Raw genomic sequence first — 22,710 nt, 5'->3', positions numbered from 1 at the left:
ATAAGTCCTCCGTATTATTAAAGTAAGGCGTGTCCTAAAAATTTTAATATTAGGAGGAACGAAGATTTTGAAAAAGAAATTTAAGATCAGTTTAGCCACTCAAATTCTAATCGGTTTGACTTTAGGGATCATTGTTGGCGGTATCTTTTACGGAAACCCCAATATTGAAAAATATCTACAACCACTAGGAGATATCTTTCTACATCTGATTAAGATGATTGTTGTACCGATTATTATTTCGACATTAATCGTTGGCGTTGCTGGGACAGGCGACATGAAACAACTTGGGCGATTAGGCGGGAAATCACTTATTTATTTTGAAGTTATTACAACGGTAGCAATTGTTGTCGGTTTACTTTCTGCGAACCTTTTCCAGCCAGGTGCTGGTGTGAATATGAACGAGCTTTCTCAAGGAGATATCTCGAAATACGTTTCGACAACTGAGGAAGTACAACATGAAGGACCTTTCGATATTATTGTAGGTATTGTACCAACAAATATTATCCAATCTATGGCTGAAGGTGATATGCTTGCGATTATCTTCTTCTCCGTTATCTTTGGTCTGGGTGTTGCTGCCATCGGGGACCGAGGTAAGCCAGTTTTAGGCTTCTTCCAAGGTGTAGCTGATGCTATGTTCTGGGTAACGAACCTCGTGATGAAATTCGCTCCAATTGGGGTATTTGGTTTAATTGGTGTAACCGTTTCCAAATATGGATTTGCTTCCCTAATACCTCTTGCCAAACTTGCTATACTCGTTTATGGCACGATGTTATTTTTCATCTTTGTTGTTCTTGGCATTGTGGCAAAAATAGCAGGTATCAGTATTTTCTATTTAATTAAAGTATTAAAAGATGAGTTAATTTTAGCGTTCTCCACAGCTAGTTCAGAGGCTGTATTACCACGAATCATGATGAAAATGGAGAAACTAGGCGCACCAAAAGACATCGTATCTTTTGTTATTCCAACAGGTTATTCCTTTAACCTAGATGGTTCAACACTGTACCAAGCAATTGCTGCGTTATTCATAGCACAAATGTATGGAATACACTTAAGCATCGGCGAACAAATTACATTAATGCTTGTATTAATGGTTACGTCTAAAGGGATTGCAGGTGTACCAGGCGTTTCATTCGTTGTACTTCTTGCAACGTTAGGTACTGTTGGTATTCCAATTGAAGGTTTAGCGTTTATTGCGGGTATTGACCGTATTCTTGATATGGGACGTACAGTTGTTAACGTAATTGGTAACTCATTAGCATCGTTAGTAATGGCGAAATGGGAAGGCCGTTTTGATAAAGAAAAAATGAAAAATTACTTTAAAGAAAATGAAAATTTAGCATAGTCTAAATAAGAAAATCCTCACGATGTATAAATGCATCGTGAGGATTTTCTTATTTGTCTAACACTTTATCTAAATAGGCAATAATTGATTCTTTGCCATTTACGTGTGCTTCTTGTGCTCGTATTTCGTCCTTTGCAACTTTTGCCTCAGCGGTCACAACGATACGCTCCGCATCCACCTGTGGCACAACAAGAACACCATCTACATCCCCAATAATATAATCACCCGGTTGAACAGTTACGCCGCCAATAGCAATGGGTACATTTACTTTACCGCCACCATTTTTATTGCCAGCCGCTACCGTTGTTCCAAGAGAAAACACCGGAAAGTTTAACTTTCTAATAGCTTCAATATCACGAATTACACCATCCACCACGAAGCCCTGTATACCCATACCTTTCGCTAATGAAATTACAAAGTCCCCTGCCACAGCACGATTCATATTACCCTTTGCATCAATCACTAAAATATCGCCTGCGTTAGCAGCCCGAGTGGCTTCTAGCACAGCACCATTTTCCCCATCTGGTAATCGAACAGTTACGGCACGCCCAGCAATTTTAAAATGATCTGCTAATGGCTTAATATCACTGCGTAAATTCGTATGCCCCCCTGTTGCATCAGAAATGGCTGTCGTCGGTAAATGTTTAAAACTTACTTCCACTTTTGTCATGCATAACACCCCTATTATGAATTATGAATGGCTTACACAAATATTGTAAATAAAACACCAGCACATTGACTAGTCTTTTTTATCCTCTTCTATTTTATAGTCAATAATTGTGACGGAAACAGTTGGAAATAAATCATATGTATATGTTACTGTTAGGAGTAATGAAAACTAAAGAAAAAGAGGGTTATATGGATAGTCAAAAGTTATATGAACAACGCAATCAAATTATCGCTGCTTTTCTAGTCGCTGCCTTCATCGGTTTATTTAATGAAACAGCACTTAATATGGCCTTTGCCCAACTAATTCTAGATTTTAACACCGATGCTTCTACTATTCAGTGGCTAACAACTGGGTATTTACTAACTCTAGGTATATTGGTACCTTTATCAGGATTTCTTATGCAGCGTTTTCCTACGAGGCATTTGTTTGTTGTATCTTTATTATTCGCAATTATCGGTACTGTCGTTTCAGCAATTGCACCAACCTTTACAGTATTACTCACTGGACGAATTATTCAGGCTATAGGAGCCGCCATTATTTTGCCACTCATGATGCAGGTCGTCCTAATGATTTATCCCATTAACCAACGTGGGGCAGCAATGGGCAAAATTGGCTTAGTCATTATTTTTGCACCTGCAATTGGCCCAACCATTGCAGGTTTCGTCATGGAGCATTTCTCATGGCATTATATCTTTTGGATAAGCGTCCCATTCCTAATAATTTCGTTTGTACTCGGCTTAAAATTTGTTCAAAATGTTAGCGAGGTACAACCCGTTAAATTTGATGTATTATCAATCATCCTTTCAACGATTGGTTTTGGAGGAGTAGTCTACGGCTTCAGTATTTCTGGTAAACTCAGCACATTCATGACAGCTGAAGTAATGATTGCTATCAGCATCGGTATTATTGGGATTATACTTTTCTGTTTGCGCCAATTAAAAATGGAACAACCTATGCTTAATTTAAAAGTTTTTTCATTTCCAATGTACAATATTGGCATTATGATGGTCATTCTCGTGCATATGACTATCTTAGCAACGATGGTATTACTCCCAATCTATTTGCAAAATATTTTACTTCTTGCGCCAATGATAGCTGGTCTTTCTCTACTTCCTGGCGGTGTTATCAATGCCTTTATGGCTGTGGCATCAGGTCATATTTTTGATCGCTTTGGTCCACGTATTATGGTGCCGGTCGGTTTGTTGTTAGAAATTGTTGCACTGTTTGCCTTACGTACAATTGATGCTGAAACATCTGTATACTTTATCGTAGTCTTTCATATCCTGATGTTTGTCGGTATTTCACTAGCAAGTATGCCTGCTCAAACGAATGGTTTAAATCAACTTCCTCGTCATTTGTATCCAGATGGAACTGCATTTATGAACACACTACAGCAGGTTGCAGGGGCTATCGGGACAGCAGTATCCATTACAATTATGTCAATTAGTACAGCTAATTTTGTTAAAGTAAATGGAACATCTGCTGATAGTACCTATTCGGGTTCAATTATCGGTGTACAACATGCTCTAACTTTTGCATTAGTACTTGCCATTATTGCGCTTGTATTATCATTCTTTATGAAACATGTACAAGAAGAAAAATAAGTTGAAGCATGTGGCTAAGTTGCCACATGCTTCTTTTAAATTAATTCTGTAAATTGTTTTGAACGTTCATCCAATGCTTCCGCTGCAGAAGCAATTTCAACGAAGTCACTAGAAGCCACATTAATCTGTGCGTTTGTTTTCTCAACCTTTTCAGCTATGCGTGTAATACTTTCTGTGACCTGCCCAATTTCACGTATTATGCCCTCAACATTATCTTTCACTTCTAAGATGGATTGCTCAACCCTCACTGAAAGTTTTCTAACCTCTTTAGCGACAACATCAAAACCTCTTCCATATTCGCCTGCTCTTGCTGCTTCAATAGCTGCATTTAATGCCAGTAAATTTGTTTGGGAAGCAATGTCTTGTATAGTTTTAACTATACCTGTAATCGATTCAGCCTGACTTTGCAACTGTGAAAGATTTCTCACGTTCTCCTTATATTCTTGTGACACTTCTTGTATTGTGTCTAACAAACCCTCACTATTTTTTATGCCCGCCTCTGAACGACTATGGAGTTGGGTGGACATTTTCTTTAGGTTGTCTGCTACATTAATAATAGTATTTTGACGTTCTGTAATATTCGTGGCGATTTTTGATACGCCTATTACTTTTCTTGAATTATTCGCAAACACAGGCATGTAGGTAGCCTCAAGCCAAACGCTCTTTCCATGTACATCCATTCTTTCGATTTTATCCTGAAAGTTTCTTCCTGCCGCTAAGTTACGCCAAAAATTTTCATAAATCGGGCTATTTACAAATTTAGGGAAACAAAATTCGTTATGACTCTTTCCTATCATTTCATTTACTGTATAGCCCATCGTTTTTGCAAATATCTCATTCACATAGGCAACTTTCCGATTCATATCAAAGCGGATAATGGCCACATTTCGTTCGATTGCCTGAACCACTAAATCATCTGTTACTAGTGTGTCTATTTTTTGCATGAAATCCACCTTAATCATTCCTTTTAGCTGGAACAATAATTCCTTTATTTACCATTTTTTATGTTCATTATTTACATTATAATCTAATTACGCACGCCATACATAATTAGCTTGTATAATTATTTTACAACTTTAAGACAAAAGGGTTCGGAAAGGCTATGCATTTCGTAACCCTCAGACTGTAGGCAAACGCAAAGATTGAGTTTGTTTACAATCTTTTTCTATATAAATATAGAATTACCTATATGAACCCGTTGCTTTCCGCTATGGCGGTCATGACTTCAGTCTTCTCTACGCTACGCTCCTGCGGGGGCCTTTTGCTCATGCTATTCCCGCAGATGTCTCCCGCCTACGCTCCAATCAACTAGTATACGTGTGAAAATGGATAGGATGACAAATTTGAAGAATCTAGCCTATTAATTTTAAAAGGTATTCGGAATGCTCGCATACCGAATACCTTTTGTCATCAATCTGACATCCGCAGTATTTGCCCATGTCTACTTAATAATTTCTAAAACTTCTTCCGGTGTCGTGGCTACACGAATGAGTGATTTTTGTTCAGTACGGATAAAGCCTTCCTCTAACATTCTAGTAAAATGTTGCAGCAGCGCATCATAAAACCCATTTACATTATATAAAATAACTGGTTTTTCATGTAGCCCAATTTGCGCCCATGTAAACACTTCAAAATATTCATCCATTGTACCCCCTCCACCCGGCAAAGCGATGAAAGCACCAGCTAGTTCCACCATTTTTGCCTTACGGATGTGCATAGACTCTACAAAATGGATTTCTGTCAAAGAAGCATGAGCGACTTCTCTTTTTTGTAAATGTGTAGGCATTACTCCAATCACTTCTCCACCTGCTGTTAACACCGCATCTGCCACTTTTCCCATTAACCCTGTTTTTGAACCCCCATACACAACACCATGTCCATTTTCCGCCAAAACCGTACCTAACTCCTCTGCTTTCTCTGCATAAATTGGGTTTACGCCTAACCCAGAGCCGCAATATACCGCTATTCTCATAATCATTCCTCCTATTGCAAAAGACGTGATAACAATAGGCTTCATATTGTCTCACGTCTTTTACTCATTTATTTTCTTAAATCACTTCAATTATTCTTACTAGGCTAGTAATGGTTAAAGGTTGAAAGACTGCTATTTACGTAAATGGCTTGTTTGTTTTAGCATATGACTGATGCGACTCACAATTGATTCAATTGCGTCAGGATTTTTCAATAAATCATAATCATTAATATCTAAACGAAGTACTGGGCATGAATTAAAATTATTAATCCAACTCTCGTAACGTTCATGCATCTCAATCCAATAATCATTTGGTGTTTGTTGCTCCATCTCACGACCACGCTCTTGAATACGGCCAATTACATCATCAATCGGACCCTCTAAATAGATAAGTAAATCAGGGTGTGGGAAGTATGGCGTCATCACCATCGCTTCGAATAAATTAGTATAGGTCTCATAATCGGTAGGATTCATCGTTCCTTTATCGAAATGCATCTTTGCAAAAATACCTGTATCTTCATAGATAGAGCGATCTTGAATAAAACCACCACCGTATTCAAAAATACGTTTTTGTTCCTTAAAGCGTTCAGCAAGGAAGTACACCTGAAGATGGAAGCTCCATTTTTCAAAGTCCTCATAAAATTTATCTAAATACGGGTTGGTATCCACCTTTTCGAATGATGTACGGAAATTTAATGCCTCAGCTAGCGCCTTTGTCATAGTTGATTTTCCTACGCCAACTGTACCGGCAATTGTGACAACCGTATGTGGTGGAATATCGTATTTTTCTCTCAAATTCATTGTTGCAAGCTCCTTTGTTGTAACGTATCCTTTATTACTTTTACAATATATTGTAAATCATTTGGGTTTTTCACGAAATCTAGCTGATCACCGTTAAAGCGAATAACGGGAATTTGTGGATGCATCTTCTCAAAATGCTCAATAAAAGAATGATAATCTGCTACTAGCTGTTCCATATATTCACGCGAAATCATTTTTTCAAATTCACGACCACGCATGGCAATTCGTTTCATTAACGTATCCACACTCGCATATAAATAAACGACCACATTCGGAACGGGCATGTCCTTCGTCAAAATTTGATAGATTTCTTCGTATTTATCATATTCAGTCGGTGACAATGTACGCTTAGCAAATATTAAATTTTTAAAAATGTGGTAGTCTGCCACAACAGGGGTTTCATCTGCTGAACGGATTTTTTTTACATCTGTTAATTGCTTATAACGATTACATAGGAAGAACATTTCCGTCTGGAAACTCCATTCCTCAATATCCTCATAAAACTTATTTAAAAAGGGATTTTCGTCTACTATTTCTTTTAATAGATGGTAATTAAATGTCGCCGCAATCTCTTTAGATAAAGAGGTTTTACCAACACCAATCGGACCTTCTACCGTAACAAATGGGACCGTCACTAGAAGCTCCTCCTTTACATTCTATGAATAAAGTATAAATTAAATCAGTGCCTTTCATTGTATCATAGTGAGAAAGTGAAAAACAGAATCAACATGTACTGTCTTAAAATAGACCATAAAAATAAACCCACCGAAGTGGGCCTTATTTATAGCTATAATTTTACCCGCTGTAAACGTAAAGCATTTAAGACAACAGATACTGAACTAAATGCCATTGCGGCACCTGCTACCCAAGGAGCCAGAAGTCCAATTGCAGCAATTGGGATACCTAGCGTATTGTAAGCAAACGCCCAGAATAAGTTTTGTTTAATATTGCGCATTGTCTTCCGACTCATAATGATTGCATCAGCAATACTGTTTAAGTCACCTCGAATTAGCGTAATATCCGCAGCTTCCATCGCTACATCTGTCCCCGTTCCAATTGCCATTCCAATATTGGCTGTGGCAAGTGCTGGCGCATCATTAATACCATCTCCGACCATCGCCACTTTTTTACCAGCAGCTTGTAGTTTTTTCACCTCATCTGCTTTACCTTCTGGAAGCACTTCAGCAATCACATTATCGACTCCCACTTCTGCACCGATTGCTGTTGCTGTACGTTCATTGTCACCCGTCATCATAATGACTGTGATACCCATGTCTTGTAAACGACGAACTGCTTCTTTTGATGTATCTTTTACTGTATCTGCAACTGCTACTAGACCTGCATAGTGTCCATTAATGGCAGCTAACATCGCTGTTTTGCCGTTCTCCTCTAGCATCTCCATTTCTGGAAGCACTTCGTCTATATCAATACTATATTGTTTCATTAATTTACGTGTCCCAATCACAACTGCCTGACCGGATACTGTCGCTTGCACACCGTAGCCAGGAATTGCTTCGAAAAATTGTACATCTCCAAGCTCAATACCACGATCTACAATCCCTTGAACGATGGCTTCTGCCAAGGGATGCTCGGATTGCTTCTCTGCTGCACCTATCAATGATAAAAATTTCTCTTCGTTTTGATTTGCAGCTGCCATGACATCCGTTAATACCGGTTTACCATGTGTAACTGTTCCTGTTTTATCGACAACAACTGTATCGATGCTTTGTGTTTGCTCTAAGTGCTCGCCACCTTTAAATAGAATGCCAAATTCAGCTGCACGACCTGATCCTGCCATTATAGATGTTGGTGTAGCTAAACCAAGAGCACACGGACAAGCAATAACAAGTACCGCAATTAATACTTCAAGCGCAGGTGTAACTTCACCTGGTCGAACCCAGATAATCCAAATGAGAAACGTTACAATTGCTATACCAACTACGATTGGTACAAATACGCCTGAAATTTGGTCTGCTAACCGTTGAATTGGCGCTTTTGAACCCTGTGCATCTTCTACAACTTTTATAATTTGCGCTAGTGCTGTGTCACGACCTACTTTTGTAGCTGACATTTTAATGAAGCCATTTTTATTGATGGTTGAACCGAATAAGAGGTCACCTTGCTGTTTATCGACAGGTAAACTTTCCCCAGTTAACATGGATTCATCCACGGCTGTTGTTCCTTCTAACACTGCACCATCTACTGGAATTTTTTCACCTGGTTTGACTAAGATAATATCACCAATTACAACTTCTTCTAAAGGTACTTCTTTCTCAACTCCGTCATGCACGACTATCGCAGTTTTTGCTTGAAGACCCATTAGTTTTTTAATGGCTTCAGATGAACGACCTTTTGCCTTTGCTTCAAATAATTTACCTAATAAAATTAAGGTAATTAGTACGGCACTCGTTTCAAAATATAAGTGTGGAACATGGTGTGAACCTGCTGTCACAATTGCTTGATAGACACTATAGAAATAGGCTGCAGATGTCCCCATTACTACAAGTACGTCCATATTGGCACTACCATTACGTAAAGCTTTATATGCACCAACATAAAATTGTTTCCCTATAATAAATTGAACAGGTGTTGCTAGCACCAATTGCACCCATGGATTCATTAGCAAGTCGGGGACATATAAAAATGAAGTAAATGAAAAATGGCCAACCATCGTCCAAAGTAACGGCAATGAAAGAATGGCCGATAAAATAAATTTTTGCTGTTGCTGTTTAATGGCTTTTTCGCGATGATCTACCGTTGCTCGTTCATCCGCTTTTTGATGTGCCCCGTACCCTAACTTCTCTACTTTTGCAATAATATCGGCAACGGCAACCTCTGACGGGTTAAATTCAATTGTTGCCTTTTCAAGCGCTAAGTTAACATTAGCCAGTGACACACCTTCAAGCTGATTTAATCCTTTTTCTATACGTGTTGCGCAGGCTGCACACGTCATCCCTGTAATATCTAATTCTGTTTTTTGTTTTACGACACCGTAACCAAGGGCTTCAATTTTTCTTTCAAAATCGGCCTCTGTTAGTTTCGTAGGATTATATTTAATAGCTGATTTTTCAAGCGCTAGATTAACAGTTGCTTGCTCAACGCCGTCCATTTTATTCAAACCTTTTTCTATACGCGTTGCACAGGCTGCACACGTCATCCCAGTAATTTGTAGATTGGCTTCTTTTATTTCTGAACTCATGTACCTTTCCACCTCTCTTTATACCAATAGGGGGTATATAAATTTGAAAAGAAGAGAGTGCTACCTAAGCACTCTTCTTATCTTATTTTACCTCATAACCTTGATCGTCAATCGTTTCTTTTATTTGTTCAAGGGTTACTTGTGCTTCGTTGAAAGCTACATCTACTAAACCATCTGTTAAGTTTACTTTTACTTGGTCTACGCCAGTTAGTGCTCCAACACTTTTTTCCACTGAGCTTACACAATGCCCACATGACATACCTTGCACATTTAATGTTACATTTTGCATAAAAAATCGCTCCTTTAAATTATAATAGGATATAGAGGTATATACTGTTTAAAAACCTCGATTGTCATTGGTCGTCATCAAAGCTGTATCATCTATAAATTCTTTTATTTTTTCATTAATTTTTGAATAGTCACTACTAATTCATCTAAGACTGCCTCATCACCTTCTGACAAGCGATCTACAACACAACCTTTTAAATGACCTTCTAATAAAATCCTCGCTACACTATTTAAAGCTGATTGCGTAGCAGATAGTTGCGTAATAATATCATCACAGTAAACGTCTTTTTCAATCATGCCCTTAATGCCCCGTATTTGACCCTCGATTCGATTTAAACGAGTAGTTAAATCCTTTTTAACACGCTCAGGGTGATTACTTTTTCGACACGACGCCCCTTCCTCTGTGTGGCAAGCATCATCTTTCACTGCGTCCTCCATCATATCCACCTCCTGTTCATCATTATCATACTATACCCAAGAAGGGTATGTAAAGCGACAAGTTTTAATATATGGAATAAACTGTTAATGATGATGGTGCGTTTGTTCACTTTTTATCTTACATAAAATTGCATTATCATGTTTATGTGCTGCTGTTTCCAACTGAATCGTTATATGTTTTATTCCTTTATGCTCCAGATTATGTTCGATGTCACGTAATATATTGTCAGTTTCAGCAATCTTCAGCTGATCAGCAACAACTGCATGGCAGGAAAGGGCATTCGTTCCACTCGTAATCGTCCATATATGTAAATCATGGATGCTTTGGACTCCTTTAGTCTGCTCAATCGTTTGAATAATATCCTGCACATCAACATTTGAAGGTGTTCCTTCCATTAGAACATGGATAGCAGCCTTCGTTACATAGTAACCGCTTCTCAGTACTAAAATTGCTACAATGACACTTGCCAGTGGATCAGCCCAACCCCAACCAAAAAACATAATACATAAGGCCGCTATAATTGCTCCCACAGAACCAAGCATATCACTTAGTACATGTAAAAAGGCCCCACGCATATTTAGATTATCCTCTGTATCTCCACCACGCATCATAATCCATGCAACTAATATATTTATCGCTAAGCCAATTACACTTATAATAAGCATGCCTGTTGTTGCTACCTCAGGAGGATTCGCAAAACGTTCAATCGCTTCATAGAAAATAAATAAAGCAATTAAAATCAATGTAACACCATTTAACACCGCTGCTAAAATTTCAAAACGTTTATAGCCATATGTTTTGCTATAGCTAGCTGCTTTTTCTCCAAACATAAAAGCCAGCAGAGCTATCGCTAGTGAGATAGAATCACTCAACATATGTCCGGCATCCGATAACAGTGCCAAACTATTTGTTAAATAACCGCCAACCGCTTCAATAACCATATAACTCGTTATAATTATAAATGATATTAATAATACTTTCTTATTCGCGCCATGTGTATGATTATGGCCATGCTCGTGATTATGTCCCATGTCTATCCCTCCATTGTTCGTTTCCGTCTGTACTTTTATCAATTGTCCCCATCAATAAGAAAAGCCTAATTGTGCGTAGCATGTTCAATTGCTTGCTTCAATAAATTCATAATGTGGTCATCATCTTTAGAGTAATAAAGTGTAGTGCCCTCTCTTCTAAATTTCACTAATCGTAAATTTTTCAAAAAACGTAATTGATGTGACACAGTTGATTGACTTAAATCTAAAATTTCGGCTATGTCGTTGACCGAATGTTCATCTGTACATAATAAGTTTAAGATCCGTATTCTTGTAGGATCACTTAACGCTTTGAACGTTTGAGAAACGACAAATAGTGTTTCTTCGTCCAAGTGTTGCTCCTTCTCAAATTGTCCTTCTGCATTACCTCTTTTAATTTCATCAGTCATGTATAATGTACCCCCAAGCATCTATATTTATATATGAGCATGTATTCATATATAAATATAAATGCTTCGATAAGGAATGTCAATATAAAAGAAATAAATGGAAACAAACTTTATATAATAATCCAATTTGATAATAAAATAAAACGCATGATACACTACCCTTAAGGAGAGATACTAGTGGATATTTTTGAAACAGACCGTTCGTTTATGCACAGTGCCCTAGAAGAAGCAAAAAAAGCGGCTATGCTTGGCGAAGTGCCAATAGGTGCAGTACTTGTATACGATGGGAAAATCATTGCACGTGCCCATAATTTGCGTGAAACAACTCAAAATGCGACAACTCACGCTGAACTAATGGTGATTCAAAAAGCATGTAAAGAAATCGGTAGCTGGCGTTTAGAAAAAACAACACTCTACGTTACACTTGAACCTTGCCCGATGTGTGCAGGAGCTATTTTACAGTCTCGGGTCCCTCGCGTTGTCTACGGTGCAAGAGATATGAAAGCAGGTTGCGTAGATTCACTCTACCGTCTATTAAATGATGCTCGCTTTAACCATGAATGTGAAGTAACAGAGGGTATTTTGGCTGAGGAATGTGGGCAAATTTTAACCGATTTTTTTCGAGCATTACGTGAACGTAAAAAAGCAGAGAAACAGGCACGAAAATTAATTGAACAGCATAAAGGACAGTAAATAAAAAAAGCCAAACACTCTGAAGTAGCAATATGTCACTACACGAAAGCGAAGCGACAGGAACTGAAGAGTGTCTGGCTGTTTTTTTTTGATATGGGCATAACCATATAATGAAATAATTGCTTCTTGATAGGCCATGTTATTTGCGTGCATGGCATTTCTTAAATTGACTCAAGTATAAAAAATATCTAGAATTTTTATGAACATTAATAACACAAAAAACTACTTTAGGTAACTTTCGAGATAAGCACACTAAAGTAGTTGAATTTACTGGGGGCAAAGAATTTTTATCGCCCATTTACGGTGTCAGGTATCACAACGCCGCTTTTTTGTCCTTGCCGCTTTGCTTTTAGTACAGAGCCGACTTGATTATTTAGGGGCAATCACTTTCTTACCACCCATATATGGAACTAATACTTCTGGTATCACGACGCTTCCGTCGGCTTGCTGATAGTTTTCTAGGATTGCAGCTACTGTACGACCAATTGCCAGACCTGAACCGTTTAATGTGTGTACGTACTCTGGTTTTGCATTTGGCTCACGACGGAAACGAATATTTGCACGACGCGCTTGGAAATCCTCAAAGTTTGAGCAAGAAGAGATTTCTCGGTACATATTTTGTGCTGGAATCCATACCTCTAAATCGTATTTTTTCGCAGCTGTAAAGCCTAAATCAGCTGTACACATTTTTAATTTACGATAAGGTAAACCTAATAGTTGCAGTACTTTCTCAGCATGACCTGTTAATAGCTCTAGTTGTTCATAAGATTCTTCAGGTTTTACAAATCGAACTAATTCTACTTTGTTAAATTGATGCTGGCGAATTAAACCACGCGTATCGCGACCTGCTGAACCCGCTTCTGAACGGAAGCAAGCACTATATGCTGCAAAGCCCTGTGGTAAAGCTTCCATAGAGAGAATTTCATCTCTGTAGAAGTTTGTGACTGGCACTTCTGCCGTTGGAATCATGAAATAATCTGTATCATCTAATTTGAAGACATCCTCTTCAAATTTAGGTAATTGTCCCGTACCTGTTAAGCTATCACGATTTACAATAACAGGAGGTAGCAGTTCTTCATAGCCATGCTCTTCAGCATGTAAATCCATCATAAAGCTCATTAATGCACGTTCCAAACGAGCACCAAGCCCACGATAGAATAAGAAGCGACTACCTGTTACTTTTGCACCGCGTTCAAAATCTACAATTTGAAGTTCCGTAGCAATGTCCCAGTGTGCTTTGATTTCAAAATCAAAAGTCGGCACTTCACCCCATTGTAATACTTCAACATTGTCATCTTCTGTTGTCCCAACAGGTACAGATTCGTGCGGAATATTTGGTAAGCGCATCATCATATCTTTAAAACGGTCTTCTACATCATTTAACTGTGTGTCTAGCTCTTTAATTTCGTCTCCAACCTGACGCATACGTGCAATTACTTCATCTGCATTTTCTTTGTTACGCTTCATCACAGAAATTTGCTCAGATACTTTATTACGTTCTGCTTTAAGCTCTTCCGTTTTAGCAATTAATTCACGACGTTTTGCATCTAGACCATCAAAATCGTCTAAGTTTCCTAAATCTTCATTGCGTGTTAACAACATTTCTTTAATTTCCGCGAAATTGTCTCGGACGCGTTTAATATCTAACATTGTTCATACCTCCAGTAGATTCATAATGATGGGAGTAGCTTTTAAAATTGAACACAAAAAAGCCCTCATCCCCAGAAAGGGACGAGAGCTACCCGCGTTGCCACCCTAATTGATTAGACATTCGCCTAATCCACTTATCTCATAACGGCATTTCAACCGGCGACAGCCTACTTTATTCACTTCGGCTGCGCAACTCCAGGACGGATTCACAAGTGCTTTTATCAGCTTCCACCACCCGCTGACTCTCTAAAAAAAACGTGCTTGCTACTACTTCCCATCATCGTGTTCACTTATTTAAATTTTAACCATACTGTACTATATGAAACGATATTTTGCAAGTCACACCATAGATGTAACAAAATATTCGAGGATGCGTGGGTCTGTCGTTAATTCTGGATGAAATGAGCACCCTAGTAGATGGCCGTCACGTGCCAACACAATCTTCCCATCATGCTCTGCTAGAATTTCAACACCCTCGCCAACCGATACAATATGCGGCGCACGAATAAATACCGCTGATATGGCGTCACCAATTGCCGGAATATCAAGTTTAGTCTCAAAGCTATCCACCTGACGTCCATAAGAGTTACGAGCCACCACTACATCCATCACACCTATATGTGATTCATAATCCATTACTTCCTTTGCCAATAAAATTAGTCCTGCGCAAGTACCAAACATCGGCAAACCTTGTTGTGCAAGTACACGAATTGGCTCTAAAAGCTCATAATGATTTAGTAACTTCCTCATCGTTGTACTTTCTCCTCCTGGCAATACAAGACCGTCGAGCTCTGCTAAATCCTTCTCACGCTTTACTAATACAACTTCGTAACCAATTACCTCTAACATTCGGGCATGTTCTCGTATCGCGCCCTGCAAAGCTAACACACCAATCTTTTTCATCTTACCAGCCTCGTTCTTGCATACGTTCATTTTGGCTCAGCTGTGCAATATCAATCCCTTTCATCGGTACACCAAGTTCTTTGGAAATGTCCGCAATCAACTTATAATCCTTGTAATGTGTTGTAGCTTCTACAATAGCACGGGCAAACTTCTCAGGATTTTCTGATTTAAAAATACCCGAACCCACAAATACACCATCAGCTCCTAACTCCATCATTAATGCTGCATCCGCTGGTGTAGCAACACCTCCTGCGGCAAAGTTTACAACTGGCAAACAACCAAGACGTTTAATTTCTCGTAATAACTCAAATGGCGCACCCAATAATTTAGCCTCGGTCATTAATTCGTCCTCGGTCATACCTACGACTTTACGCACTTGTGCGTTCACCTTACGAATATGACGCACTGCCTCTACAATATTTCCTGTCCCAGGCTCACCCTTCGTCCGTAGCATTGAAGCGCCTTCTCCAATTCGACGGGCCGCTTCTCCTAAATCACGACAACCACAAACAAAAGGTACTGTATAATCACTCTTTAATAAATGGAATTCCTCATCTGCTGGTGTTAAGACTTCACTTTCGTCAATATAATCAACGCCCATTGCTTCTAACACACGTGCCTCTACAATATGACCAATACGTGCCTTTGCCATCACAGGTATAGAAACCGCGCCCATTACTTGTTCTACGATGCGTGGATCTGCCATACGTGCCACACCACCAGCCTTACGTATATCTGAAGGCACTCGCTCTAATGCCATAACAGCAACAGCGCCTGCTGCCTCAGCAATTTTTGCCTGCTCAGCGTTAATAACGTCCATAATGACGCCACCCTTTTGCATTTCAGCCATCCCACGTTTTACTAACTCTGTCCCTGTTTGTTTCATATTCTCTAACCTCCACCTTCATGATGAAATTTAGTATAATAGAAATTGACCATATAAAAATATTCAGTTTATAAAATAATCATAAGGTCAGGAGAATTATTTAACATGGACATGCTATTATTTGAACTTGAAAAAGATGGCGGTAAACCCCTCTACGATCAGCTTTATAGTGGTATAAAAGAAGCCATTATTACGAAGAAAATTGCCGTCGGTGAAAAATTGCCGTCGAAGCGAAAATTAGCAGATTTTTTAAACATTTCCCAAACAACTATTGAAATTGCTTATGCTCAATTACTTGCTGAGGGCTATATTATGTCAAAATCACGGGTTGGCTATTTTGTAGAGGAAATTGATGAACTACCGTATATTCAACAAGACACCACCACTTTCTTAAACGAACAGCCAAAGAAAAAATCTTACATGATTGATTTTAACCCTGGTTCTATTGATATTGATGCCTTTCCCTTTCAAACATGGCGCAAATACGCGAGAGACCTTTTTGATGATGCTTCAAAGGATTTATTATTAACAGGGGAGCCGCAAGGAGAACGAGCATTGCGTACGGAAATTGCTCATTATTTATACCAATCACGCGGAGTTGTCTGCAGCCCTGAACAAATTGTTATTGGCTCTGGTACGGAACAACTTCTGCCAATGATATTACGTCTCTTCAGCGAAGATACTTGCTTTGCACTTGAAAACCCAGGTTATCCAACTGTGCACCGGATGTTTTCGCAACACAAGAGAATGGTTTTACCCATAGAAGTCGATGCTGAAGGAATTGTTATTCATGCCCTCGAAAAAACAAGTGCTGATGTTGTTTATATAACACCATCCCACCAATTTCCTACTGGTGCCGTATTATCTGCAACAAGACGAGCTCAAGCATTGAATTGGGCAGCACAGAGCCCTTCCCGTTATATTATCGAGGATGATTATGACTCTGAATTTCGTTATACTGGGAAACCAATTCCAGCGCTTCAAGCATTAGATCGTAACGATAAAGTCATCTATATGAGTACTTTTACAAAATCGTTAATGCCGTCCTTACGTGTCGCTTATTTTGTGCTGCCACCAAAACTGCTTGCAACTTATAACGATGTTTTTAACTATTACTCCTCAACAGTGCCAAGGTTTGATCAGCATATCGTAGCAAATTTTATGCGGGACGGCCATTTTTCTAAGCATTTAAATCGGATGCGAAAAGTGTATCGCAAAAAGCATGATAAGCTAACTACTATTTTAGAAAACTATTCTTCACAAGTTAAGATGACCGGTGAGCAGGCAGGTATGCATGTCTTACTCAATGTTCAACATTCTTTATCAGAAAAACAATTACAGCAGCACGCCAACAATGCAGGAATTGGTATTTATCCTTTATCGGATTATCGCCTGGATGGACTACTCTCTACACAAGCACAGTTTTTACTAGGCTTTGGTGGTATTCCTGTTCACCAAATCGAAGCTTCTATTGTGAGACTCATGGATTGTTGGGACATACGGCGGGATCACTAACTGAAAGTAACAAAAAATAAACCATCCATTTCCCTAAAAAAGGGATCGGATGGTTGTTTCTTTTTAAGATTCCTTCAGTTGAATATCATAATGCTCAAACCACACATGTATTTGCCCTAAATAGGCAAGTAGCTGAGGGCCTGCCATTAATTGTCCGTACCAAGGCACCTTGAAGGTATTACCTCCCGTTTCAATAAGCTCCAATAATTTTCGTCGTTCAAATAATTCATGTAGAATAGAATTTTTATCGCTCATTATGTCTCTCAACCATTTTTGAACGCCAGTTGTGTAAACAGGATGGTAGGTTTTCGGATAGGGATTCTTTTTTCGATATAATACTTCCTCAGGCAATAAATGTTCCATTGCTTTTCGAAGTAACCCCTTTTCCTTGCCCTCTAGATTTTTCATTTCCCAAGGAATATTCCATGCATACTCTACAAGACGGTGATCAGCAAACGGTACACGCACTTCTAAACTCGCCCCCATGCTCATACGGTCTTTTCGTTCTAGTAATGTTTGCATAAACCACACCATATTTAAATAAAACATCTCACGACGCTTTGACTCCTCGTTATTTTCCCCCTCTAAGTGAGGTACTTCACTAATTGTTTGTGCATATACTTGCTGTGCATATGATTCCAGAGATAACTTTTTACGCCATTCCTCTCGCAACAAGGCAGATCTTTCAGGCAATGATCGAATCCACGGAAAGCCTGAAGTTGTTTCTGTAAACCACGGATAGCCACCGAAAATTTCATCGGCACATTCACCCGATAAAGCGACTGTAAAATCTTTTTTAATTTCTCGGCAAAACCATAATAACGACGAGTCAACATCAGCCATCCCCGGTGAATCTCTTACAACTACAGCTTCTACTAATAGATCAATTAACCGTTGCTGTGATATTTCTTCTGCATGGTGAGTTGTATCAAATGTATCTTTCATTTTTTGAATCCAATATGTGTCTGTGGACACTTGAAAAGCATGTGGATTAAAGAAGCGTTCATTGTCCTCGTAGTCAATTGAGTACGTATGAAGCTTGCCTTTATTTTGTTGTTGAAACGTATTCGCAGCAATACCCGTAATAATACTTGAATCTAGTCCACCTGAAAGAAAAGTACAAATTGGTACATCTGATATAAGCTGACGTTCAATGGCATCTATTAGTAAAAAACGTACTTGGTCAATCGTTTCATTTAAAGATTCTTCATGTTTTTTGCTTTGAAGCTGCCAATACTGCCATATACGTACTCCTTCTCTAGAGAAGCGCATAGCATATCCGGGACGTAATTCATTAATATTTTGGAATAGTGACTTTCCAGGAGCTCTAGATGGACCTACAGCCATAATATTGGCTAGCCCTTCTATATTAACGATTGGTTGAACTGTTGGATGGGCCAATAATGCCTTCACCTCTGAGGCAAAAAGCAGACTATCCTGCTGCTCTGTATAATACAACGGTTTTACACCTAAACGATCCCGGCATAAAAAAAGTGATTGTGCCGCTTCATCCCACACACCAAAAGCAAATATACCATTTAAAAAATCAACACATTGCTCTTTCCATTCAATATAAGCGGTTAAAAGAACTTCAGTATCTGAATACGTTGCAAACACATACCCTCTCTTTTGCAGCTCTTTTCGTATTTCTTCCGTATTATACAGCTCGCCATTATATGTAATGACATAGTTTTCACCATCGTGTATTTTTTTCATCGGTTGCTTTCCACCGATTAAATCTATAACTGCTAACCGTCGATGGCCAAATGCAATATGTTCACTACACCAAGTATTTTCATCATCTGGTCCTCTTTTATTTAACGTTTGCGTCATTGACTTCAATATTTGACCACTATTACGCAAATCCCTTTGGAAGCTAGCCCACCCTGTAATGCCACACATTTAGCCACATCCTTTCAACTAATAGCGTATGCAAGAAACTCATAAAACGTGAAAAAAGAACACGCCATGTTTTTTAAACATCTGCGTGTTCCTTCTACATTAATTTTTAAAATAAACCGCCAACGAAATCAGAAATGCCGCCCCATAGATTACCGAAGAAGCTCCCGATCCCTTGGAAGAATAGTGAGATACCACTAGCACGCTCCACAGCCTCTGTAGTGACAACATCGGCTGAAAGGTCCTTGCCATCAATAAAGCCGTAATCTGTGCCTTCTGTGCGCTCAATAACGACCTTACCAACAACAGTATCTTTTTTCACTCCAGCTTCCAGACTCTTTTTATCTAATTCTAATTTAGGTTTATATAAATCTTTCTCAGATGACTTAATCATAAATGAAACTGGTTCTTTAACAGCAATCGCTACTTTGTTTTCTTTCCCTTTCGTAACTTTTACTGTTTCTTGATCTTTAAACTTATAGTTCGCTGGAATAATTTCTTGTTTCGAGAATTGTGAGAAGCCATAGTTAAATAATTTAGCTGTTTCATCAAAGCGAGCTCTTTTAGAGGTTTGTCCATTTGCATCTACAGCCTTCATAACAACAGAAATCAAACGTGTACCATTGCGCTCTGCAGTACCTGTAATGCAATGTCCTGCAAAGTTTGTTGTACCTGTTTTTAATCCGTCTACGCCCTCATATTGGAATATTAGTCCAGGTAACATAAAGTTCCAGTTAGACATTTCAATTTTATCATCTGTACCTTCACGGAACGTCTTTTTTGCAATTTTAGACGTTTCTAATACATTTGGATGATCTTTTAGTAAATGATATGCTAATTTGGCTACAGATTTAGCAGGCATTACGTTTTCATCTTCTGGTCCAGTACCAGCTGGATGCATACCAAATAAATCTGCATTGTTAAGACCAGTAGAATTCACAAATTTATAGCCTGTAAGACCAAGCTCTTCTGCTTTTTTATTCATTAGTTTTAAAAACTCAGTTTCAGTTCCTGCAATGGTTTCTGCAATAGCCACTGTAGCAGCATTTGCAGAGTAAATAGCCATCGCTTCATATAACTCACGAATTGTGTAAGTTCCATCTCTACGCAATGGTACATTACTTAATGCACGGTTTTGAGACATACGATACGTATAATCTGTTACGTTATATTCCTGATCCCACTTAACTGTACCTGCATCAATTGCTTCCAATAACAGGTATTCAGTCATCATTTTTGTCATACTCGCAATACCTAGTGAAGTATCTGCATTTTCTTCATATAAAATTTTTCCTGAATCTGCGTCAATTAAAATCGCAGCATCCACGTGTAGTCCTAAACCTGATTCTGCATTCGCCTTCGCAGGAATTCCCGCAAACATACTAAATAACAGAGCAGGAACTAGGAGCAAACGTAATACGGTGTTCATTGTCTTTTTCACCTTCAAAGCCCTCCAATAAATAATCTTGTCCTCGATAATTTTATCATAGATATTATCGTACGTGCGCAATCTCTATCATAAAAAAATGCTCTCGTGCCATCTTTGTAGACGATACGAGAGCATAAAAGTTGCTAACAATATATTACATTGAATAGTTTGGTGATTCTTTAGTAATTTGAACATCATGTGGGTGTGATTCACGAAGACCAGCACCTGTCATACGGATGAACTGAGCATTATCACGTAAATATTCAAGGCTAGGAGCTCCACAGTAACCCATACCAGCACGAATACCACCAATAAGTTGATAAATCGTATCTGCTAATGGACCTTTGTAAGGAAGACGACCTTCAATGCCTTCTGGCACTAGTTTCTTCGCATCTTCTTGGAAGTAACGATCCTTTGAACCTTTTTCCATTGCTCCAATTGATCCCATACCGCGATATACTTTGAAGCGACGACCTTGGAAAATTTCAGTATCACCAGGAGATTCTGAAGTACCAGCAAGAAGTGATCCAAGCATAACGATGTTACCACCAGCTGCAAGTGCTTTTACGATGTCACCTGAGTACTTAATTCCGCCATCCGCGATAATTGTTTTACCAACTTCACGAGCAACTGTTGCACAATCGTAAACAGCTGTAATTTGTGGTACACCAACACCTGCAACAACTCGAGTTGTACAAATAGAACCTGGACCGATACCCACTTTAACAACATCTGCACCAGCATCAAATAATGCACGAGCGCCTTCACCTGTTGCAACGTTACCAGCAATGATTTCTAATTCAGGGTAAGTTTCACGAATCGAACGAATTGTTTGCAGAACACCCTCTGAATGACCATGTGCTGTATCAATAACTACGATATCCACTTGCGCCTCCACAAGCTTCTCAATACGTATCATAGTATCTTTTGAAACGCCTACCGCTGCGCCTACTAGCAAACGACCATGTACGTCTTTAGCAGCGTTCGGGAATTCAATTACTTTTTCGATATCCTTAATTGTGATTAAACCAGTTAATTTACCGTCTTCATCAACAATTGGTAGTTTCTCGATTTTATATTGTTGAAGAATCTTTTCAGCATCCTCTAAAGTTGTACCAACAGGAGCTGTTATCAAATCTTCTTTTGTCATTACATCTTCAATTTTTAAAGAGTAGTCAGAGATAAAACGTAAATCACGGTTTGTAATAATCCCTACTAGCTTTTGATTTTCCATACTATCAACAATTGGTACACCCGAAATTCGGTATTTACCCATTAAGTGCTCAGCATCGAAAACTTGGTGAGTTGGAGTTAAGAAGAATGGGTTTGTAATAACACCATTTTCAGAACGTTTTACTTTTTCTACTTGTTCAGCTTGCTCATCAATACCCATGTTTTTATGGATAATACCGATACCACCTTGACGTGCCATGGCAATAGCCATTTTAGATTCTGTAACTGTATCCATGCCCGCACTGACCATTGGAATATTTAATTTAATCTTTGGTGTTAGTTGAACTGATAAATCAACATCTTTCGGTAATACTTCTGAATGAGCTGGTACTAATAATACATCATCAAAAGTTAAACCTTCTTTGGCAAATTTAGTTTCCCACATTATCGTAACTTCCTCCTATAGTTAAAAGAATATTAATTGTAAGATTAACAACGTGTCATGCTACTGTCAAGAAACTTATTAAAGAAAGACAATTCAGACTTTTTATTATATCAAATTTTATCCCCTAATTTCCAATTAGAAAGAAGTTATTTCTTAACTTAAAGTAATAATAGTGAACAAATGAGAAAACCAAGCGCTCAAAACAAGTTATTTCATTTTGGAATACTACTTATAGTGTCACAAAATGAAATTAAATATGTAATTATTACTCGATAATACTCTTTTATAGAAGTTTTGCAGCCTTTTCTTTTAATTATTTGCGTTTTTCATTATTATTTTACTATATAAAAAAACAGCCAGCTAT

At 38.5% G+C, this 22,710-nt stretch carries 20 protein-coding genes, 1 pseudogene and 1 other annotated feature; of the genes and pseudogenes, 4 read left to right on the top strand and 17 right to left on the bottom strand.

The features are described 5' to 3' along the window. The first annotated feature begins 67 nt into the window (after positions 1-67). Positions 68-1,342: a cation:dicarboxylate symporter family transporter gene (locus H131_RS00100; RefSeq protein WP_010856997.1), complete on the top strand. Its 1,275-nt coding sequence runs from the start codon at positions 68-70 to the stop codon at positions 1,340-1,342. A 49-nt stretch (positions 1,343-1,391) separates the two neighbouring features. Here H131_RS00100 and H131_RS00095 read toward each other — a convergent pair whose 3' ends face one another. After that, complete coding sequence (locus H131_RS00095) at positions 1,392-2,012, bottom strand: RraA family protein (RefSeq protein ID WP_010856996.1); 621 nt, start codon at positions 2,010-2,012, stop codon at positions 1,392-1,394. A 188-nt stretch (positions 2,013-2,200) separates the two neighbouring features. Here H131_RS00095 and H131_RS00090 point away from each other — a divergent pair, with 188 nt between their 5' ends. Next, positions 2,201-3,616 (top strand): MDR family MFS transporter, encoded by a 1,416-nt coding sequence (locus tag H131_RS00090; protein ID WP_036130847.1) that lies wholly within the window; start codon positions 2,201-2,203, stop codon positions 3,614-3,616. 35 nt (positions 3,617-3,651) lie between these two features. Here the strand turns inward: H131_RS00090 and H131_RS26015 are convergent, their stop codons facing one another. The 10 genes and pseudogenes from H131_RS26015 to H131_RS00045 form a co-directional block, all read right to left on the bottom strand. Next, positions 3,652-4,143 (bottom strand): methyl-accepting chemotaxis protein, encoded by a 492-nt coding sequence (locus H131_RS26015; RefSeq protein ID WP_419185153.1) that lies wholly within the window; start codon positions 4,141-4,143, stop codon positions 3,652-3,654. 42 nt (positions 4,144-4,185) lie between these two features. Then, positions 4,186-4,560, bottom strand: a pseudogene (locus tag H131_RS26010) (PAS domain-containing protein); the annotation flags it as partial. Between the two features lie 497 nt (positions 4,561-5,057). Beyond that, positions 5,058-5,588, bottom strand: a complete 531-nt coding sequence (locus H131_RS00080) for an LOG family protein (protein ID WP_010856993.1) — start codon at positions 5,586-5,588, stop codon at positions 5,058-5,060. A 132-nt stretch (positions 5,589-5,720) separates the two neighbouring features. Beyond that, complete coding sequence (locus tag H131_RS00075) at positions 5,721-6,389, bottom strand: deoxynucleoside kinase (protein WP_010856992.1); 669 nt, start codon at positions 6,387-6,389, stop codon at positions 5,721-5,723. Continuing rightward, the gene (locus tag H131_RS00070; protein ID WP_010856991.1) at positions 6,386-7,024 is read right to left on the bottom strand and encodes a deoxynucleoside kinase; all 639 of its coding nucleotides are present in this window, start codon (positions 7,022-7,024) and stop codon (positions 6,386-6,388) included. The genes H131_RS00075 and H131_RS00070 overlap by 4 nt, the downstream gene beginning before the upstream one ends. A 152-nt stretch (positions 7,025-7,176) precedes the next feature. After that, positions 7,177-9,588, bottom strand: coding sequence for a heavy metal translocating P-type ATPase (locus H131_RS00065; RefSeq protein WP_010856990.1), 2,412 nt, complete (start codon positions 9,586-9,588; stop codon positions 7,177-7,179). Positions 9,589-9,670: 82 nt separating this feature from the next. Next, a complete protein-coding gene (gene copZ, locus H131_RS00060) occupies positions 9,671-9,877 on the bottom strand; it encodes a copper chaperone CopZ (RefSeq protein ID WP_010856989.1) in 207 nt (68 codons plus the stop codon). 104 nt (positions 9,878-9,981) lie between these two features. Further along, positions 9,982-10,314, bottom strand: a complete 333-nt coding sequence (locus H131_RS00055; RefSeq protein ID WP_010856988.1) for a metal-sensitive transcriptional regulator — start codon at positions 10,312-10,314, stop codon at positions 9,982-9,984. Positions 10,315-10,398: 84 nt separating this feature from the next. Beyond that, positions 10,399-11,346 (bottom strand): cation diffusion facilitator family transporter, encoded by a 948-nt coding sequence (locus H131_RS00050; protein ID WP_010856987.1) that lies wholly within the window; start codon positions 11,344-11,346, stop codon positions 10,399-10,401. A gap of 65 nt (positions 11,347-11,411) precedes the next feature. Further along, on the bottom strand, positions 11,412-11,753 hold the full coding sequence (locus H131_RS00045) for an ArsR/SmtB family transcription factor (RefSeq protein ID WP_010856986.1): 342 nt from the start codon (positions 11,751-11,753) through the stop codon (positions 11,412-11,414). Positions 11,754-11,930: 177 nt separating this feature from the next. On the opposite strand from H131_RS00045, the gene tadA reads away from it, so the two are divergent. Continuing rightward, the gene (gene tadA, locus H131_RS00040) at positions 11,931-12,446 is read left to right on the top strand and encodes a tRNA adenosine(34) deaminase TadA (RefSeq protein ID WP_010856985.1); all 516 of its coding nucleotides are present in this window, start codon (positions 11,931-11,933) and stop codon (positions 12,444-12,446) included. 369 nt (positions 12,447-12,815) lie between these two features. Here the strand turns inward: tadA and serS are convergent, their stop codons facing one another. The 3 genes from serS to pdxS form a co-directional block, all read right to left on the bottom strand. Further along, the gene (gene serS / locus H131_RS00035; RefSeq protein ID WP_010856984.1) at positions 12,816-14,096 is read right to left on the bottom strand and encodes a serine--tRNA ligase; all 1,281 of its coding nucleotides are present in this window, start codon (positions 14,094-14,096) and stop codon (positions 12,816-12,818) included. A 74-nt stretch (positions 14,097-14,170) separates the two neighbouring features. Further along, positions 14,171-14,386, bottom strand: a binding site (T-box leader). 49 nt (positions 14,387-14,435) lie between these two features. Next, complete coding sequence (gene pdxT / locus H131_RS00030; protein ID WP_010856983.1) at positions 14,436-14,999, bottom strand: pyridoxal 5'-phosphate synthase glutaminase subunit PdxT; 564 nt, start codon at positions 14,997-14,999, stop codon at positions 14,436-14,438. A 1-nt stretch (position 15,000) separates the two neighbouring features. Continuing rightward, positions 15,001-15,885 carry a pyridoxal 5'-phosphate synthase lyase subunit PdxS gene (gene pdxS / locus H131_RS00025; RefSeq protein ID WP_010856982.1) on the bottom strand — a complete coding sequence of 295 codons (885 nt, stop codon included), beginning with the start codon at positions 15,883-15,885 and terminating at the stop codon, positions 15,001-15,003. A 105-nt stretch (positions 15,886-15,990) separates the two neighbouring features. Here pdxS and pdxR point away from each other — a divergent pair, with 105 nt between their 5' ends. Beyond that, a complete protein-coding gene (gene pdxR, locus H131_RS00020; RefSeq protein ID WP_010856981.1) occupies positions 15,991-17,400 on the top strand; it encodes a MocR-like pyridoxine biosynthesis transcription factor PdxR in 1,410 nt (469 codons plus the stop codon). Between the two features lie 63 nt (positions 17,401-17,463). On the opposite strand, the gene asnB is transcribed toward pdxR, so the two are convergent. The 3 genes from asnB to guaB form a co-directional block, all read right to left on the bottom strand. Continuing rightward, positions 17,464-19,302 (bottom strand): asparagine synthase (glutamine-hydrolyzing), encoded by a 1,839-nt coding sequence (asnB, locus tag H131_RS00015; RefSeq protein WP_010856980.1) that lies wholly within the window; start codon positions 19,300-19,302, stop codon positions 17,464-17,466. Positions 19,303-19,408: 106 nt separating this feature from the next. Beyond that, complete coding sequence (locus tag H131_RS00010; protein ID WP_010856979.1) at positions 19,409-20,740, bottom strand: D-alanyl-D-alanine carboxypeptidase family protein; 1,332 nt, start codon at positions 20,738-20,740, stop codon at positions 19,409-19,411. Positions 20,741-20,882: 142 nt separating this feature from the next. Beyond that, positions 20,883-22,346 carry an IMP dehydrogenase gene (gene guaB / locus H131_RS00005; RefSeq protein ID WP_010856978.1) on the bottom strand — a complete coding sequence of 488 codons (1,464 nt, stop codon included), beginning with the start codon at positions 22,344-22,346 and terminating at the stop codon, positions 20,883-20,885. Between the last annotated feature and the right edge of the window lie 364 nt (positions 22,347-22,710).

This window comes from Lysinibacillus sphaericus OT4b.31 (genome assembly GCF_000392615.1).
Lineage (GTDB): Bacteria > Bacillota > Bacilli > Bacillales_A > Planococcaceae > Lysinibacillus > Lysinibacillus sphaericus_B.
Note: the sequence above shows the minus strand (reverse complement) of the source record. Positions and strands in the feature narration are given on the sequence as shown.

Excerpts from the sequence above, each read along its gene's own strand:
- H131_RS00095 (WP_010856996.1), bottom strand. The coding sequence starts at position 2,012 with ATGACAAAAGTGGAAGTAAGTTTTAAACATTTACCGACGACAGCCATT.
- H131_RS00090 (WP_036130847.1), top strand. The coding sequence starts at position 2,201 with ATGGATAGTCAAAAGTTATATGAACAACGCAATCAAATTATCGCTGCT.
- H131_RS26015 (WP_419185153.1), bottom strand. The coding sequence starts at position 4,143 with ATGTCCACCCAACTCCATAGTCGTTCAGAGGCGGGCATAAAAAATAGT.
- H131_RS00080 (WP_010856993.1), bottom strand. The coding sequence starts at position 5,588 with ATGAGAATAGCGGTATATTGCGGCTCTGGGTTAGGCGTAAACCCAATT.
- H131_RS00075 (WP_010856992.1), bottom strand. The coding sequence starts at position 6,389 with ATGAATTTGAGAGAAAAATACGATATTCCACCACATACGGTTGTCACA.
- H131_RS00065 (WP_010856990.1), bottom strand. The coding sequence starts at position 9,588 with ATGAGTTCAGAAATAAAAGAAGCCAATCTACAAATTACTGGGATGACG.
- copZ (WP_010856989.1), bottom strand. The coding sequence starts at position 9,877 with ATGCAAAATGTAACATTAAATGTGCAAGGTATGTCATGTGGGCATTGT.
- H131_RS00055 (WP_010856988.1), bottom strand. The coding sequence starts at position 10,314 with ATGGAGGACGCAGTGAAAGATGATGCTTGCCACACAGAGGAAGGGGCG.
- H131_RS00050 (WP_010856987.1), bottom strand. The coding sequence starts at position 11,346 with ATGGGACATAATCACGAGCATGGCCATAATCATACACATGGCGCGAAT.
- H131_RS00045 (WP_010856986.1), bottom strand. The coding sequence starts at position 11,753 with ATGACTGATGAAATTAAAAGAGGTAATGCAGAAGGACAATTTGAGAAG.
- serS (WP_010856984.1), bottom strand. The coding sequence starts at position 14,096 with ATGTTAGATATTAAACGCGTCCGAGACAATTTCGCGGAAATTAAAGAA.
- pdxT (WP_010856983.1), bottom strand. The coding sequence starts at position 14,999 with ATGAAAAAGATTGGTGTGTTAGCTTTGCAGGGCGCGATACGAGAACAT.
- pdxS (WP_010856982.1), bottom strand. The coding sequence starts at position 15,885 with ATGAAACAAACAGGGACAGAGTTAGTAAAACGTGGGATGGCTGAAATG.
- pdxR (WP_010856981.1), top strand. The coding sequence starts at position 15,991 with ATGGACATGCTATTATTTGAACTTGAAAAAGATGGCGGTAAACCCCTC.
- asnB (WP_010856980.1), bottom strand. The coding sequence starts at position 19,302 with ATGTGTGGCATTACAGGGTGGGCTAGCTTCCAAAGGGATTTGCGTAAT.
- guaB (WP_010856978.1), bottom strand. The coding sequence starts at position 22,346 with ATGTGGGAAACTAAATTTGCCAAAGAAGGTTTAACTTTTGATGATGTA.